The sequence below is a fragment of the Listeria rocourtiae FSL F6-920 genome (genome assembly GCF_000525975.1).
Lineage (GTDB): Bacteria > Bacillota > Bacilli > Lactobacillales > Listeriaceae > Listeria_A > Listeria_A rocourtiae.
Genome location: NZ_AODK01000013.1, coordinates 14566 through 30319 on the forward strand (window position 1 = coordinate 14566; position 15754 = coordinate 30319).

Consider the following 15754-nt stretch of genomic DNA (forward strand, 5'->3'; position numbering starts at 1 on the left):
TCTATCAAACGCATTACTTCCGATACATTTTAAACTCCAAAAACAATTCATTGTAATGCGCCAACATCTTCTTGCCTAGATTATCATAAACTTCTAAGTTCTTTAATTGATCTAGATTTGGATAAAAGCGTTCATCACTCGAAATTTCTTTTGGCAAAAGTTTCACAGCAGCCTCATTCGGCGTTGCATATCCGACATACTCCGCATTTTGTGCTGCATTCTCCGGTTTTAGCATGAAATTGATGAATTTATGAGCCCCATCCACATTTTTTGCCGTTTTCGGAATGACCATGTTATCGAACCATAAATTCGATCCTTCTTTCGGAATAACATACTCCAAATCCTTATTTTGATCCAACATCTCAGCCGCCTCACCAGAGAACGTTACCGCCACTCCCGCCTCATTTCCGGCCATCAAAATCTTAATTTCATCCCCAACAATCGCTTTTACATTCGGCGTCATTTTTTTTTAACTTTGCAAGAGCCTTTTGCAACTGCGCCTCATCCGTGCTGTTGAGCGAGTATCCGAGACTATTCAATCCAAGCCCCATCACCTCACGTGCACCATCAATAAGTAAAATCTGATTTCTAAGCTCTGGCCGCCACAAATCATTCCAACTCGTAAACGGGATATCTTTCACGATTTTTTTATTATAAATAATACCAAGCGTTCCCCAGAAATATGGCATCGAATACGTATTTTCCGGATCAAATGACAAATCCATAAAACGCAGATTTAAATACTTCATATTCGGCAATTTGGCCTTATCAAGCGGAATCAAAAGGTTCTCCTCACGCATCTTGCTAATCGCATAATCACTAGGAACCGCGATATCGAATGTTGTCCCACCTTGCTCAATCTTTGTCATCATCGCTTCATTTGAATCAAATGTTTGATAAATCACTTTCATTCCAGATTCTTTTTCAAATTTCTTCAATAAATCTGGATCAACATAATCGCCCCAGTTGTAAATCGTTAGTGTGTTGCCACCTGAGTAACCTTCTGACTTATTCAATGAAAAAGTGAGCACCATCATTAAAATCGCCACAATTACAACCAGACCAAAAATACGAACTAATTGCTTCATTTTTTAGGCACCCCCATCGCCTTGGCATTACGCTGATTAATAAAGTAGTAACCAATTACAAGCACAATTGTAAACAAGAACAATAATGTCGACAACGCGTTAATCGAAAGCGAAATTCCTTGACGTGCCCGCGAATAAATCTCTACAGAAAGCGTTGAAAAACCATTCCCTGTCACGAAAAATGTCACTGCAAAATCGTCTAGTGAATACGTCAAAGCCATGAAAAATCCCGCAAAAACACCAGGTGCAATATATGGCAATATAACCTTACTAAGCACATTCCACTGGCTTGCCCCCAAATCACGCGCTGCATCAATTAGTGTTGGGCTCATCTCTTGCAATTTTGGTAAAACCATCAAGACTACAATTGGAATACTAAACGCAATATGCGATACGAGTACTGAAATAAAGCCCAGTTTTACGCCCAAAATCGTGAAAAAAATCAAGAACGAGGCACCAATTACAACATCCGGACTTACGATCAATACATTATTTAAGCTGAGCAGCGAATTTTTTGCAAACGGTCGTGGCATGTAGCGTATCGCAAGTGCCCCGAGAACGCCTAGAATCGTTGCTACAACAGAAGAAAGCAGAGCGATCACAAATGTATTCAACACAATAATTAGTAAACGTGTATCTTGAAATACCTCTTTATAGTAATCCCATGTAAATCCACTAAAATTGTTCATCGTTCCGCCCGCATTAAACGAGTAGAACATCAAATAAAAAATCGGTGCGTACAAAACAAAGAATACGACAGCTAAATAAATTTTTCCCCACTTGTTTTTCTTCATTTCACCGCTCCTTTCTTCCGCTTCGTGCCACTTACAAACATAATAATGAACATCGCAATAATAAGGAACACGCCAATTGTCGAACCCATTCCCCAATCTTGTGTCACCAAGAAATGCTCCTCAATCGCTGTCCCAAGCGTAATCACTCGGTTCCCCGCAATCAAACGAGTAATCATAAATAGCGATAATGCTGGAATGAAAACCGCTTGACATCCTGCTTTTACCCCATCGAGCGTAATTGGGAAAACAACTCGCCAAAAAGTAGTCCAACGCGTAGCACCTAAATCTTGGGCCGCATGTGTTAACGATGGGTTCATCTCTTCCAGCGCATTATAAATCGGCAAAATCATAAATGGGATAAAAATATATGTCGATACAAATAGGAAACTAAAATCAGTAAATAAAATTTGCTTCGTACCAATCCCGATAAACTCTAAAAACTTATTCGCCGTCCCATACGTCCCAAAAATCCCCATAAACGCGTAGGCTTTAAGCAATAAATTAATCCATGTTGGTAATATGATTAATAACAACCAAAGCTGCTTATGTTTCAATTTTGTCAAAACAAGTGCTGTCGGATACGAAATCAATAATGCAAAAAGCATAATCAAAAACGCATACCAAAATGAGCTTACCATCATTTTCAAATAAACTGGCGTAAAGAAATTCACATAATTCGAAAACGTAAAATTCCCATCAATATCAAAAAATGAGTAGTATGCAATTAACACAATTGGTGCGATAACAAAAAGCAAAATCCAAAAGGCATAAGGTATCAAATAAAAAGTCCGCGCGCGTCTTGTCATCGTACTACGCCTCTTCGTAACTTTCTAGACGGGCATCGAATTCTTCTTCTGTTTCACCAAGACGCATAATATGAATTGCTTCCGGATCAAATGCCAGCCCTAATTTTTCACCAATTCTTGCTTTTCTTGTCGAATGAACAAGCCACTCATTCCCGTCCTCATCAATACAGCCAATTTCATAATGAACGCCGCGGAATAATACCCAGTCAACAGTTACACGCAGATTTCCTTTTTCCTCTGTCGTAATCTCCAAATCCTCAGGGCGAATAATCACTTCCACAACCTCATTAGGATTGAAACCTTGATCGACACACTCAAATCGACGTTCTACAAATTCCACTTCAAAGTCTTGTACCATTTTACCTGCAACAATATTCGATTCACCGATAAAATCTGCCACAAACCGATTAATTGGCTCATCATAAATATCCATCGGTGTCCCACTTTGCTGGATCTCTCCCTTATTCAACACAAAAATCTCATCACTCATCGCCAGTGCCTCTTCTTGATCATGTGTCACGAAAATAAATGTAATTCCAAGTCGGCGTTGCAAGTCACGCAATTCATATTGCATCTCTGTCCGCAACTTTAAATCAAGTGCCGATAAAGGCTCATCCAGCAAAATAACTTCCGGTTCATTCACAATTGCACGCGCAATCGCGACACGTTGACGTTGGCCACCAGACATTTCTGTAATCTCACGTTGCTCATAACCCGCCAAGTTTACAAATCGCAATGCTTCCGTTACTTTTTGTATGATTGCATCTTTTTTCAACTTCTTAATACGCAAACCGAAGGCCACGTTTTCAAATACATTCAAATGTGGGAACAACGCATAATCTTGAAAAACCGTATTAACAGGCCTCTTATTCGCCGGAATATCGTTAATCACTTTATCATTTAGAAAAATTTTTCCCTCACTAGCCTCCAAGAAACCAGCAATAAGTCGCAAAATCGTCGTTTTTCCACATCCAGAGGGACCGAGTAACGTATAGAACTTCCCCTTTTCAATCTCAAAACTTACATTATCAAGTACTGGTGGATCATTATCAAACTGCTTTGTCACATTTTCAAAGCGAATAATTGTTTCTGCCATATAAATTCCTCCTTATAAATATGAATCCGTGGCTACTAAAATTAGCGTTGCAGGCACATCTTCCTCGTTACATATTTGATGCTCATCCGAAGCGTGGAAATAGATTGCCTCGCCTTTTTTTGCTATATATTTTTTCTTACCTAATTTAATCGTTACTTGGCCTTCCAACACATAAGCAAATGTCTCCGATAGCGAGGGCTCAAATTGTTTAAAAGCACCATGCTCTGATAGCGTTAAATACACCGGCTCGATTTCCTTCTCATTAGATTCAGGCACCAGCCACTTTACTTGATACCCTTTTTCCTCATCTTCAAAAAAAAGTATGCTCGCTCGCATCGTACACCACTTTCTGCTCCTGTTCTTCTTCATCAAAAAATTCTTTCGGCGTACAACCAAGCACCTCTAAAATATCAAATAATGTTTCGATAGAAGGTGAGCTTAGATCACGCTCCAACTGCGAAATATAGCCTTTCGTCAGATCCGTTCGTTCCCCAAGCTCTTCCTGCGTCAAATTCTTACTTAGTCGTAAATTCTTAATCCGCTTGCCAATATCCATAGTCGCAACCTTCCTATCAGTTTAGTAGAAGTAAACACAAAGTCATTATTGTTTAGTAATATTAAACTTCATGTTTACTGCAATACCGCTAATTATACAACATGATGCGCTTGAACTGCAATACTTTTTTACAAAAAAAAAAGAAGCTTGATGAAAGTTCATAAACTCTCACCAAGCTTTAGCATTATGCTAATTCTTCACTTCCAAAATAATACGTCTCATATAGATTTAAATTCTGTCGTAATTCACGTGTTAAATCCCGAGAGATTTTTCCTTGTTCAAAGAGATTTTGAATTACATCACGCTCAATTTGAATTGCTTGTAGTTGCACATCTTTTTTCGCTTGTTCGAATGATTCTCGTGATTTGATGCTACCGCGATCTTGCTTCAATTGCTCCAAAATCCGTTTGTTCTCATTAATCAGCGGCCAAATCACTGCCTGATTCGTCTCGTCAAGCATGTCCACCAGCTTAGCCTTCACAACACTCGCATTTTTTTTCACGCAAGTCCCTAATTTCTTGGAACATCGCTTCATACTGTTCCTTATTTTGCTTGATTTCATCCATTCGTACCTTCGCCTTTTGCCATTGTTTCGGATGCAACACTTGACGAGTCAGCCGCTTAAACATCATTCTCATCAAACCAGAACGCGATTTTCCTCTACCTGACAACGCCTTTTCCATCGAATCTAAGTAGTTATGATAACGACTGGCAGCTTGTTTGCCTGCTTCACCTTGGCTTACCAGTAAATCGGTATTTTCTTTTTCCCATTGTACTATCTGTAAACGTAAAGCCTGCTGTTCTTTATCGATTTCTCGTTGCCTACTCATGTCAATATCTTCTTTTTGAATAGCGCGCATGCGGCCTCGGTAATCATCCATAACGACCTGTGTTGCTACCTTATTTTCCGATGTTATTTCTTTACTCAGTTGCTCCACAACATGGCGACAAACACTCAATTTCATCGATTTTTCAGCACGCGGACTATCCGATTTACTTTCGTCTTTCCGAGCCAAAATCGGTAAAATCGCTGTTGCAATAATAAGCGAGCATAAAATAACGCCTGAGGCAATGCATATAATCAAGGATCGCTGCGGAAATGGGCTACCATCCGCTAAGACGAATGGAATCGAAAGCGCCGAAGCAAGTGTTACCGCACCACGAACACCCGACAGCGAAGTTAGTACGGTCGCGCGCATATTTGGCTTACTCGAATCTTTTCCTTTCATCAACTGAGGAATCAGCCAACTTAAATGAATCCACAAGAACCGGATACCAATCAAACTGAACGTAATCAAAAGAACATAACCTACTACTTGCCAATTACTTACACCTGAATTTTGCCATACAACTTGAATAATATCTGGCAGTTGCGTTCCTAAAATAATAAATACTAAACCGTTCAACACGAAAATAATAACTGACCATGTACCTTGTGACACCACATTTAATTTTACCGTCATCGGGTCCATTTTGCGCTTCTCAAAAGCGTGCATAATTCCAGCTGCCACAACAGCCAAAATACCGGATACATGCAGCTCCTCGGCGACCAAATAAATAACAAACGGTGTCAAAATTTGAATTAACATATGTAGCGTAACATCTTCCATACCAAGCTTTCGAATCCATTTCAAGAATCTAAATTTAATAAAAGTCAGAGCTAGTCCGCAAATAATCCCACCAACAGCAATAACGATAAAGCTTACCGATGCGTTCCAAATCGAAAATACACCTGTCACCATTGCTGCAATCGCAAATTGAAAGGCAACCAACCCTGATGCATCATTCATCAAGGCCTCCCCCTCAAGCAGATGCGTGATTTTCTTTGGTAAATCAATCCGTCCCGAAAGCGAGCCCACAGCCACTGCATCAGTTGGTGCAAGTGCTGCCGCCAAAGCAAAAGCGGCTGCAAGTGGAATCGTAGGTATCATCCAATTAACGAAGTAGCCAATCACGAGCACTGTCACAAAAACGAGCCCCAATGCTAACATCAAAATCGGCGCACGTAGATTCCACAACGCCTGACGATCCGTTCGTTTGCCATCATTAAAAAGCAACGGCGCGATGAAAAGCACCAAAAATAGTTCTGGATTTAATTTCAGCTCAAAGGCAAGCGGCAAAACAGCGACTATAACACCTAATCCGATTTGTATCAACGGAATCGATACAAATGGAATAAACCGGTTCACCACATTCGAAATTAAAATCGCTGCTAGCATAATTAATACGTAATAAAATATTTCCACCCTTTTTCAACCCCTTATTCGCCCTCAACCTCATTTTTATATTGATCAATCTCGTCGTTTAAATATTTCATTTTCTCATCCAAATGCTGGATAATTGCCGCTGCTTCGTATAATTCCTGCGTCAAATGGGCTGGTGCTGTCGATTTATACTTATAATAAATCTTATGCTCCAAACTCGCCCAAAAATCCATAGCAACCGTTCTAATCTGGATTTCCACGCACATTTTACGCGACGTATTTGTTAAGAAAATCGGTACTTCACAAATCAAATGCAGACTCCGATATCCATTTGGCTTCGGATTTTCCACATAATCTTTTACCTTCAAGATGGTCATATCATCCTGATTCGCCAACATCTCATAAATCTTATAAATATCCGAAACAAAAGAACAAGTAACTCGAATCCCGGCAATGTCATACACGTGCTCATACGCGTTTTCTGGTGTAATATCCAGCCCTTTTTTCTCTAATTTCGCGGTTAAACTCTCGAAACTTTTCACCCGCGATTTCAAATGTTCCATTGGATTATAATCATGAAGAAACTGAAACTCATCATTCAGTATCTTTAATTTCGTATTGACCTCTTCTAAGGCAAAACGATGCATTAACATCACATTGCGCCATTCTTTCAACTCATTTACGGAAGGTTGTTGCACAAAAATAACTCCTCTCTCCACTTCACTATTATACCTTCCTATATTACTACATTTTACAAGTTTGCGCACAGTAAATCGTAAAATAAAAGAGATTTCTTACTATTTTATCATCACTTTATAATTTACAAGTATAAGCTACTTTTATGAACTACATATGAATTCCACAAAATCCGTTCCTATTCACGGTATTCTTTGGTATGATGAACGTATCAAAAGGAATCGGGGGCTTGTTCGGGATGTTAAATAAAAAAGCAGAATTACAATTCAATATTATTTTAAAAGCGTTAAATATGACTAGTGTTGGCGTTATCATTACAGATGCTGACCTGCCGGGAAATCCAATTATTTATGTCAATAGTGGCTTCGAACGAATCACTGGCTACACCTCTGAAGAAGTTAATGGGAAAAATTGTCGCATGCTCCAAGGTCCAAAAACGGACAAAACGGCAACCGCTAAAATAAGTCAAGCCGTCAAAAATCGCACTACTGTCAGCGTATTCCTACAAAACTATCGCAAAAACGGTGATATCTTTTTCAATGAACTCACAATTGATCCAATCTATGATGAAGCTTCTGGTAAAAACTACTTTATCGGGATTCAACGAGATGTCACGCGCGAAGAAAAATACAAAATGTTACTAGAAGATTCGATAGAAGAAATCGTCAAAATGTCGACACCTATCGTTCCTGTACAACAAGGGGTTGCGGTACTCCCCTTAGTCGGTGCATTATCAACAGATCGCTTTGAAGAAATGACGCAAAATGTGGCCTCTTATTTGGATGTTAGTCATATCGATTACCTAATTATGGACATTTCTGGACTTGCTGATTTCAATGAAGATGTTGCTGCAAACCTAATCAAGTTTTTAGCCCTGACGAAACTAACTGGGGTAAGCCTCATGTTGACTGGTGTTTCGCCACGATTCGCCATGCTAATGGTCAACTATGACAATCGCCTGCCGAGCATTCCTACTTTTAGTACTGTTCGTGAAGCACTTAAAAACGTATAACCCTCAAAAAAAAGCCTTGCAATTCCTTGTTAAATTCGTTAGTATAGTACATGAAAACTTAATAAAATCCTCATCAATCGGTGAGGTAGAGGTTGCGAAATTCACAAGTAACGCGGAAAAAGCGAGGTGCATAAAACACTGATGACCCCGCGCGAAAAGGATGCTCGCCGAAGTGAAGACAGGTTTATGACTGTTCTTTAGCTGGGACTGTTATCGAAAGAAACAGGACTGCCGTTTTTGCCATTAGCTTGACGAAACGGATGTGCTATCTAACGCTTTTTGATGTTGGTATCTATAGACTAATCTCGAAAGAAGCACACGGGATTAGTTTTTTTATTCCCGAAACCTCATTTTAAACAGAGTAGAAAGGGAGTTTTATTTTTGAAAAAAGAACAGCAACAAGGTCACATTCGGAGAGATTTAAAAACGCGTCATTTATCGATGATTGCGATTGGAGGCTCCATTGGAACAGGGTTATTCCTAGCGAGCGGAAATGCGATAGCCGTTGCAGGACCTGGTGGCGCACTCGTCGCCTATGCCGCAATTGGCCTCATGGTTTATTTTTTAATGACAAGCCTTGGTGAAATGGCAACATATATGCCGGTTTCAGGTTCCTTTAGTACATATGCTTCTCGTTTCGTTGATCCAGCCTTTGGATTTGCGCTTGGCTGGAACTACTGGTTTAACTGGGCCATCACGCTAGCCGTTGATATTTCAACCGCCGCACTCATTATTCAATTTTGGTATCCAGATGCTCCGGCTTGGCTATGGAGTGCCGTATTCTTATTGCTCATCTTTGGTCTAAAACGCCTTATCTGTCAAAGCTTATGGCGAATCAGAATATTGGTTTTCCATCATCAAAGTAATCACTGTTATCGTCTTCTTAATTATCGGTGTTCTAACGATTCTAGGTATACTCGGCGGTCATTTCATCGGTTTTGAAAACTTTACAAAAGGAGATGCTCCATTTAACGGAGGATTCTTCGCTATACTTGGGACATTCCTGCTCGCTGGATTCTCCTTCCAAGGAACTGAACTCGTTGGGATTGCAGCTGGAGAAAGTGCGACACCTGAAAAAAGTGTACCTAAGGCCATTAAACAAGTTTTCTGGCGCATCTTGCTTTTCTACATTTTCGCGATTTTCATTATCGGTATGATTATTCCCTATACTAGTCCAAACTTACTCGGTGGTGAGGCTACAGACGTTGCTATTAGTCCGTTCACGCTCGTTTTTGAAAAAGCTGGTTTGGCAATTGCGGCTTCTGTTATGAATGCAGTTATCCTGACTTCTGTATTATCCGCTGGTAACTCTGGACTTTACGCCTCAACTCGAATGTTATGGTCGATGGCAAAAGACGGTAAGGCACCGAAATTCCTATCAAAGGTAAATCGCCGTGGTATTCCAATGGCCGCACTAATTATGACAACCATCGTTGGTGCAATGACATTTATCACAACTTTGAGTGACAATGGTACAGTTATTTATACATGGCTCCTAAGCGCATCTGGACTAACTGGTTTCATTGCATGGGTTGGTATCGCGATTAGTCATTATCGTTTCCGACGTGCCTACGTAAAACAAGGTTTAAACCTAGATGACTTAAAATACAAAGCAAAGTTTTTCCCGTTTGGCCCGATTTTGGCGCTGGTACTATGTCTTTTCGTTATCGTTGGACAAGATTACAACGCCTTCTTACATCCAGAAATTACAAATCCACAGTGGTGGCAAAAAATCGGGATTTCCTACATCGGGCTTCCTATTTTCCTAGCATTTTGGCTCATTTATAAATATACACAAAAATCAAAAGTTATACCGCTTGATGAATGCTCCTTTGATGAACACTCTTATGCAGAAGGAAAACGAGATTAAGAATATATACTAGTATTAGAAGAAGAGTGTAAAGAGGATAGGCATCCGTTGATTTTTATATCAACGGATACCTATCCTCTTAAAAATATCTAGATTTTGAGCTATTTCTTTTTTCTCCCTTCTCCAACTAACAACATCAAAATAGAATAAAATGATACGGTATAAATGGCTGATCCAATAAAGTTATCATTAACTGTATATTCTATTAAGATACCTATCACACTACCTACAGCAGCTGCTATCAAGACACCCCAATAAGGATGCTCGTCATAAAAATGATTCAATTTCTTAAACAATGTCCTCACCACCATATCTCTCTTACCCATTACTTATCAGTATACCTAGTTTCAGCATGATTACCTGTAGCCTGATATCTCATTTTTCAGCATCTATTGTCAGGTGTGGAACCATTGCAAAGCTAATAAAAAGTGCCTTCTCCTTTGACATATACGAAAAAGAAACATACCATTTTCATAGCACCTTTCCCAAAAACATTCGTAAAGCAAGAAAATTCTCATAATCAATAATTCCTTGCTTTATTTGAAAATTATCTCTGGTTAGCTAAATCTTCTTCACTCATTTCTTTATACATCTTAAAATCTAACCTGTTTCTTTTTTAGCAAAGATAGGCAGAAATCTATCAATATTTGATTGGTAATTGCATTCTTCCTCTATTTTGGTGATAACAATCATAAAACCTATCACGTATCTTTTCTCCCATCCAACTTTTTGTTACTCCTAAGTCAGACACTGGATATCCTGCCACTTCACACAGATCACTCATTGTTATAAAGTGGTGCATCCAATCCCAATCGATGCTCTTAATCCTCGCTGTATACCCAGTTGCACATGCTATTATTCGTCGTCTTGTGCCTCAATCGGCTTTCAACAATCCTTCAATCTTTCTGTTTATCCTAATCAATGTATCGATATCCTCATCATCTATCTCGTCCAAAGCTTTCAACATAGCCTTATAAGCAAAAGCGTTTTGCGTTGAGCGTTCGGACATTTCCTTTCCTTTTTCTGTTAATTGTAAACGCCAAGCATCTGCATTTTCTACGAATTCGGTATTCATTTTTTCAACTAATCTGGCGTGAACTAATCCGTCCACATTTGCCGAAATGACTTCTGTTGATGTGAATAATTTCTTTTTTAAGTCGTCTACTGTCGATCCTGGACGTCCGTACAAAATATTAAGTATCGCCATTTGCTGTAACGACAAGCCTAAACTTAGTGCATTCTGCTCAGCATGTTTCGCGGTAATTCGATTGATTGCCCAGTAAGAGCCCAACACATCCCGTACCCGATTTACTCTATCTTCACTCAATTCCATCTGATATCACCTCTTCCTCTTCTATTTTACGCTACTTTCTATTATACACAATGATTTTTACATAAACTTAACGAAATCCTCTTTTTTTAAACTTTTTTTTATAAATCACTTGACTTACTTTTTATTAGTATGTTATTATTTGTTTGTAAGTTATTTTGATATTAAAACATTTTGTTGAAGCGAGGTGATATCCTTGGACAATATTGATTTAAAATTGTTTACCGTTTTGCTTCGTTCGACTGGATGGATTCAAAAACTCACAGCTAAATTGGTTGAGGAGTATGGTATTACACCTAGTGAATTCGGTGTTTTAGAACAAATTTATCATCTTGGCCCCCAGCAACTCCAAACTATCGGTCAGAAAAACCTTATTTCCAATGGCAACACGACATACATGGTTACAAAACTTGAAAAGAAACGTTACTTAGTACGCAAACCAGATCCAGGCGACAGACGTATCGTGTATGCAGAGCTAACAGAGCAAGGTAGAGATTTTATCGGCAACCTATTTCCGCAATTTGAAGCATTGATAAAAGAACAATTCAATGTTTTAGATGAGGAGGAAAAGGAAACATTAATAACGGGATTAAAAAACATCGGATTAAAGGCCGAATCCCACTGGCGAGCAAAATAAAGATGGCGCCAACAAAACATACTAATTGGAGGAATTTTAAAATGACAGTAGAAAAATGGAATGTAGACCCAGCACACAGTTCAATCGAGTTTCAAGTAAAACATATGATGGTATCTAAAGTGAAAGGTGCTTTCAAAGATTTTAGTGCTGATTTAACACTTGACCCAGAAGATTTAACAACAGCAAGCCTTGCATTTACAGTGGACGCAGCATCAATCGATACACGCCAAGAAGCACGTGATGGTCACTTGAAGAGCCCTGATTTCTTCGATGTAGAAAACCATCCATCCATTACTTTTAAATCTACAAACATTGTGGCAGATGGCAGTAACGAATATAAAGTGACTGGTGATTTGACAATCCGTACAGTTACAAAACCAATTACCTTCAACGTGGAATACGAAGGGACAAGCAAAGATCCAATGTCCGGCAATATGGTTGCAGGCTTTGAGGGAACTGGTAAATTCAATCGCAAAGACTTCGGATTAAACTACAATGCTGTTTTAGAAACGGGCGGCGTACTTATCGGTGATGAAGTAAAACTAAACATCCAAATCGAAGTATCCAAATAACATAAAAGGTGAAGTTAAGACGCTCAAAATAAGAGCATCCTAACTTCACCTTTTTAACTCTGCCTGATTTTCTTCCATACAAATCCTGCAGTCATAAGTCCACCAACGCCCAGAATCATTTCAATAAGCGCCCCTCCACTCATCACTGGGCCAAGGTTTGGCAAAATCGTCAGTAAAAATACAAGTACAAAAACATACATAACCACAATCCCACTGCCGATTAAAAAGTATGCGACAATCGATTTTGCTTCTGTTACGCTATAATGTTTCCACAGTATGTATCCACCAATTAATATACACACAATACAGATAAAAACCATTACAATTGTCAGTACAAACGTTCCAACATAAAGAATACTGTCCTTATTGATTAAATGGATAATGCCCATCACAACTAAGAAAGTACTCATAGCTAATATTCCTATTAAAACAAACATTGCTGGCTTCATATTCGCCTTCTTTCCTGGCGTTAACTGTTCTCTTTTCTCATCCATTAATTGCTTTTTCGTCAGCATAAACACACACCTTTCCTCACTCGTCCTCCCCCTATCATATGCGAAAAAAATTTTTTCAGCAACTATCATCTTTTACTCCATAAATATGTGTTACAATGGTTCTATTATTTTGAAATAGAAAAGGTGAGGACATGCATACAGAAAAAGAAAAACTAAAAGGGATACTAGCTGCAATCGGAGCTTATCTCATCTGGGGAGTATTACCATTATATTGGAAGATGGCTGACGATGTTCCTGCAAGCGAAATTCTAGCTTATCGAATAATCTGGTCATTCGTGTTTATGGTCGTGATTATCGCCATTCTTGGCAAAACAAAAGAAGTCTGGACGGAAATCTTCTCCATTTTTAAACGTCCTAAATTAATCTTAGCAATTTCGGTTGCTGCGGTGCTAATTACGGCCAACTGGTTTATTTTTATTTTCACAGTCAATGATGGTCATGTTATCAGCGCGAGCCTCGGATATTATATCAATCCACTGATAAACGTTCTACTCGCAACCATATTCTTAAAAGAAAAACTAAGCCGTGGCGAAATGTTAGCCGTGCTATCGGCCGCTATTGGTGTTCTTATTTTAGCAATTCACCAAGGTGTCTTCCCTTGGGCCGCTATTTCGATGGCAGTCACATTCGGGCTCTACGGTCTGATTAAGAAACTAGTTCCCATAAGTGCCTGGGGCGGTTTAACAATTGAAACGCTGATTATGGCACCGTTCGCGTTTATCTTCTTGCTATTTTTCGCACAAGATGCCTTTATGCACTTCGGCTTCGATACGAATCTCGTTCTTTTTGGGGCTGGTGTTGTGACCGCGATTCCATTGCTCCTCTTTGCAACAAGCGCCAGACGAATTTCTTATGTCATGCTTGGCTTCATCCAATACGTTGGGCCAACACTCATGCTCATACTAGGCGTCTTTGTATTCCATGAGGCCTTCGACAAAACGCAGCTTATAGCATTCTTGTTCATTTGGGCAGCCCTGCTTATTTTTACCATTTCCAATGTAATTATCACATCCAAACTCAAAAAGGCATCCCTATCTTAATACCGCACAGAGGTAAGGTCTATCAAAGGTCCAATGCCTCTTTTTTATATTCTCAAACTTTATTCTTTACATTTTAAATCATAATCGGTATACTTAAATCCATAGTTGTAACTATTATAGTTACAACATAATATTAAGGAGGCTATTTATTATGAAAATTGGTATTATCGGAGCAACAGGTCGCACAGGTTCACGCATCTTAAGCGAAGCAAAAAATCGTGGTCACGAAATAACAGCAATAATACGCAACGCTAGCAAGCTAGATGATACGTCTGTCACTGTTATGGAAAAAGATATTTTCAGTCTTACAAAAGCAGATGTTGCAGATTTAGACATTTTGATAGACGCTTTTAGTGCCCCCATTGAAGCATCAGATAATCACTGGAAATCAGTGGACCATCTCATTACAGAATTAAACGGCACAACAAAACCTCGTCTCATCGTTGTTGGCGGTGCAGCAAGCTCCCTTGTAGATGATAACGGTACCCGAGTTCTAGATACACCCTCCTTCAAAGAAGCTCCTTACTATGCAACAGGAGCCGCACAAACGGTTCAACTGAATCATTTAAAAGAAGATGCAACATTTGACTGGACATTTATTAGTCCCGCAGGTTTATTCGAGCCTGGTGAACGTACAGGTACTTACGCAACAGGAAAAGATGAACTCATTATTGATGCAAAAGGAAACAGCTATATTAGTATGGAAGACTATGCGATTGCGCTTGTGGATGAAGCTGAAAATGCGAAACATATACGCGCCCGCTTTACAGTTGGGCAACGCTAAACAAAAAAAGGACAGCAACCCTCGAAATTAAAAGGTTTTGCTGTCCTCTGTTTTGCTATTCTTTATGACTGAACCGTTCCAGTGAAGAACGCTAAATAAAGATTTTGTGCAAACTTGTCTGCATCTTTAATTTTCCACTGATCTTTGTTTGACTCTAAATTCATTTTTACTTTGACCGCTTTTTCAGAAACTTTAGCTTTAGCAATTGTTTCTTGGTAAACGTCAAGCATTGCCTTAGCTGCTTTTTTCGCATCAGTTTGAATGGATGGATCTTCTTTTACCTTCGCTTGCAATGCAGTTGTCATTTCTGCTTGGACACCTGTCATATCGAGACCGTTCACAGAGATTTCAACAGTTGGTTTATCCTTGTCGTCATTCGTTACTTTTGTTGTGTATTTCGTTACGTCTTTTACGCGTTTGGCAAATGTATCATATAATTTATCGACTTCATCATCGATACTGCCATCCGTGATATTTAAACTACTTGTAAACCCTTTTTTGAAACCTGTTTTGATTTCTTTTTGTAAATTCGCTGCATCCTCGCCGAAAACATCTTTGAATTTATCTGTATCTTTATTGTAGATAATCGTGTTGACAGCCACATCCGCTGCTTCTTTAGGCTCCATGGGACCACTTCCGCATGCTGTTAAAGCAATCGCAGCTGTTAAAACCGCAATCAACAGTAAAGCTAACTTTTTCTTCATGTAATACACTCCTTTTCCCCAATTTTATTTCATACTCTTCCTATTTTAAA

General features: G+C 39.1%; 13 protein-coding genes, 4 pseudogenes and 1 riboswitch. Of the genes and pseudogenes, 6 read left to right on the forward strand and 11 right to left on the reverse strand.

All coding sequences use genetic code 11. The annotated features are described in order from the left end of the window. Positions 1–13: 13 nt before the first annotated feature. From PROCOU_RS17425 to PROCOU_RS05345, 7 genes and pseudogenes are all read right to left on the reverse strand, one after another. Positions 14–1088 (reverse strand): annotated as a pseudogene (locus tag PROCOU_RS17425) (ABC transporter substrate-binding protein). After that, entirely contained in the window at positions 1085–1882 is a 798-nt protein-coding gene (locus PROCOU_RS05320) for an ABC transporter permease (RefSeq protein WP_036070189.1), read from the reverse strand. The pseudogene PROCOU_RS17425 and the gene PROCOU_RS05320 overlap by 4 nt, the downstream one beginning before the upstream one ends. Further along, entirely contained in the window at positions 1879–2688 is an 810-nt protein-coding gene (locus PROCOU_RS05325) for an ABC transporter permease (protein ID WP_036070190.1), read from the reverse strand. The genes PROCOU_RS05320 and PROCOU_RS05325 overlap by 4 nt, the downstream gene beginning before the upstream one ends. Before the next feature lie 4 nt (positions 2689–2692). Further along, on the reverse strand, positions 2693–3784 hold the full coding sequence (locus PROCOU_RS05330) for an ABC transporter ATP-binding protein (protein ID WP_036070195.1): 1092 nt from the start codon (positions 3782–3784) through the stop codon (positions 2693–2695). Between the two features lie 12 nt (positions 3785–3796). Beyond that, positions 3797–4340: pseudogene (locus PROCOU_RS05335) on the reverse strand (helix-turn-helix domain-containing protein). A gap of 184 nt (positions 4341–4524) precedes the next feature. After that, positions 4525–6586 (reverse strand): annotated as a pseudogene (locus tag PROCOU_RS05340) (Na+/H+ antiporter). Positions 6587–6600: 14 nt separating this feature from the next. After that, positions 6601–7242, reverse strand: coding sequence for a GTP pyrophosphokinase (locus PROCOU_RS05345; protein ID WP_036070196.1), 642 nt, complete (start codon positions 7240–7242; stop codon positions 6601–6603). Between the two features lie 236 nt (positions 7243–7478). Between PROCOU_RS05345 and ytvA the strand changes: the two genes are divergently transcribed. After that, positions 7479–8252: a YtvA family blue-light photoreceptor gene (ytvA, locus tag PROCOU_RS05350; RefSeq protein WP_036070197.1), complete on the forward strand. Its 774-nt coding sequence runs from the start codon at positions 7479–7481 to the stop codon at positions 8250–8252. A gap of 78 nt (positions 8253–8330) precedes the next feature. Continuing rightward, positions 8331–8528: riboswitch (Lysine riboswitch) on the forward strand. Positions 8529–8693: 165 nt separating this feature from the next. Then, positions 8694–10122 (forward strand): annotated as a pseudogene (locus tag PROCOU_RS05355) (amino acid permease). A 101-nt stretch (positions 10123–10223) separates the two neighbouring features. Here the strand turns inward: PROCOU_RS05355 and PROCOU_RS05360 are convergent. Together PROCOU_RS05360 and PROCOU_RS05365 are read right to left on the reverse strand one after the other, a co-directional pair. Next, a complete protein-coding gene (locus tag PROCOU_RS05360; protein WP_036070198.1) occupies positions 10224–10418 on the reverse strand; it encodes a hypothetical protein in 195 nt (64 codons plus the stop codon). 578 nt (positions 10419–10996) lie between these two features. Beyond that, positions 10997–11455, reverse strand: a complete 459-nt coding sequence (locus PROCOU_RS05365) for a MarR family transcriptional regulator (RefSeq protein ID WP_036070199.1) — start codon at positions 11453–11455, stop codon at positions 10997–10999. Between the two features lie 193 nt (positions 11456–11648). On the opposite strand from PROCOU_RS05365, the gene PROCOU_RS05370 reads away from it, so the two are divergent. Both PROCOU_RS05370 and PROCOU_RS05375 read left to right on the forward strand, forming a co-directional pair. Continuing rightward, on the forward strand, positions 11649–12089 hold the full coding sequence (locus tag PROCOU_RS05370; protein WP_036070202.1) for a MarR family winged helix-turn-helix transcriptional regulator: 441 nt from the start codon (positions 11649–11651) through the stop codon (positions 12087–12089). Between the two features lie 41 nt (positions 12090–12130). Further along, the gene (locus PROCOU_RS05375) at positions 12131–12661 is read left to right on the forward strand and encodes a YceI family protein (protein ID WP_036070203.1); all 531 of its coding nucleotides are present in this window, start codon (positions 12131–12133) and stop codon (positions 12659–12661) included. 53 nt (positions 12662–12714) lie between these two features. Here PROCOU_RS05375 and PROCOU_RS05380 read toward each other — a convergent pair whose 3' ends face one another. Then, positions 12715–13176 (reverse strand): hypothetical protein, encoded by a 462-nt coding sequence (locus PROCOU_RS05380; RefSeq protein WP_133619741.1) that lies wholly within the window; start codon positions 13174–13176, stop codon positions 12715–12717. A gap of 131 nt (positions 13177–13307) precedes the next feature. On the opposite strand from PROCOU_RS05380, the gene rarD reads away from it, so the two are divergent. Next, a complete protein-coding gene (gene rarD / locus PROCOU_RS05385; RefSeq protein ID WP_036070206.1) occupies positions 13308–14216 on the forward strand; it encodes an EamA family transporter RarD in 909 nt (302 codons plus the stop codon). A gap of 151 nt (positions 14217–14367) precedes the next feature. Then, complete coding sequence (locus PROCOU_RS05390; RefSeq protein WP_036070209.1) at positions 14368–15000, forward strand: NAD(P)-dependent oxidoreductase; 633 nt, start codon at positions 14368–14370, stop codon at positions 14998–15000. Between the two features lie 62 nt (positions 15001–15062). Here the strand turns inward: PROCOU_RS05390 and PROCOU_RS05395 are convergent, their stop codons facing one another. Then, positions 15063–15704: a DUF5105 domain-containing protein gene (locus PROCOU_RS05395; RefSeq protein WP_036070210.1), complete on the reverse strand. Its 642-nt coding sequence runs from the start codon at positions 15702–15704 to the stop codon at positions 15063–15065. Positions 15705–15754 lie beyond the last annotated feature (50 nt).

Excerpts from the sequence above, each read along its gene's own strand:
- PROCOU_RS05390 (WP_036070209.1), top strand. The coding sequence starts at position 14,368 with ATGAAAATTGGTATTATCGGAGCAACAGGTCGCACAGGTTCACGCATC.
- PROCOU_RS05380 (WP_133619741.1), bottom strand. The coding sequence starts at position 13,176 with ATGCTGACGAAAAAGCAATTAATGGATGAGAAAAGAGAACAGTTAACG.
- PROCOU_RS05365 (WP_036070199.1), bottom strand. The coding sequence starts at position 11,455 with ATGGAATTGAGTGAAGATAGAGTAAATCGGGTACGGGATGTGTTGGGC.
- PROCOU_RS05330 (WP_036070195.1), bottom strand. The coding sequence starts at position 3,784 with ATGGCAGAAACAATTATTCGCTTTGAAAATGTGACAAAGCAGTTTGAT.
- PROCOU_RS05325 (WP_036070190.1), bottom strand. The coding sequence starts at position 2,688 with ATGACAAGACGCGCGCGGACTTTTTATTTGATACCTTATGCCTTTTGG.
- rarD (WP_036070206.1), top strand. The coding sequence starts at position 13,308 with ATGCATACAGAAAAAGAAAAACTAAAAGGGATACTAGCTGCAATCGGA.
- PROCOU_RS05375 (WP_036070203.1), top strand. The coding sequence starts at position 12,131 with ATGACAGTAGAAAAATGGAATGTAGACCCAGCACACAGTTCAATCGAG.
- ytvA (WP_036070197.1), top strand. The coding sequence starts at position 7,479 with ATGTTAAATAAAAAAGCAGAATTACAATTCAATATTATTTTAAAAGCG.
- PROCOU_RS05320 (WP_036070189.1), bottom strand. The coding sequence starts at position 1,882 with ATGAAGAAAAACAAGTGGGGAAAAATTTATTTAGCTGTCGTATTCTTT.
- PROCOU_RS05395 (WP_036070210.1), bottom strand. The coding sequence starts at position 15,704 with ATGAAGAAAAAGTTAGCTTTACTGTTGATTGCGGTTTTAACAGCTGCG.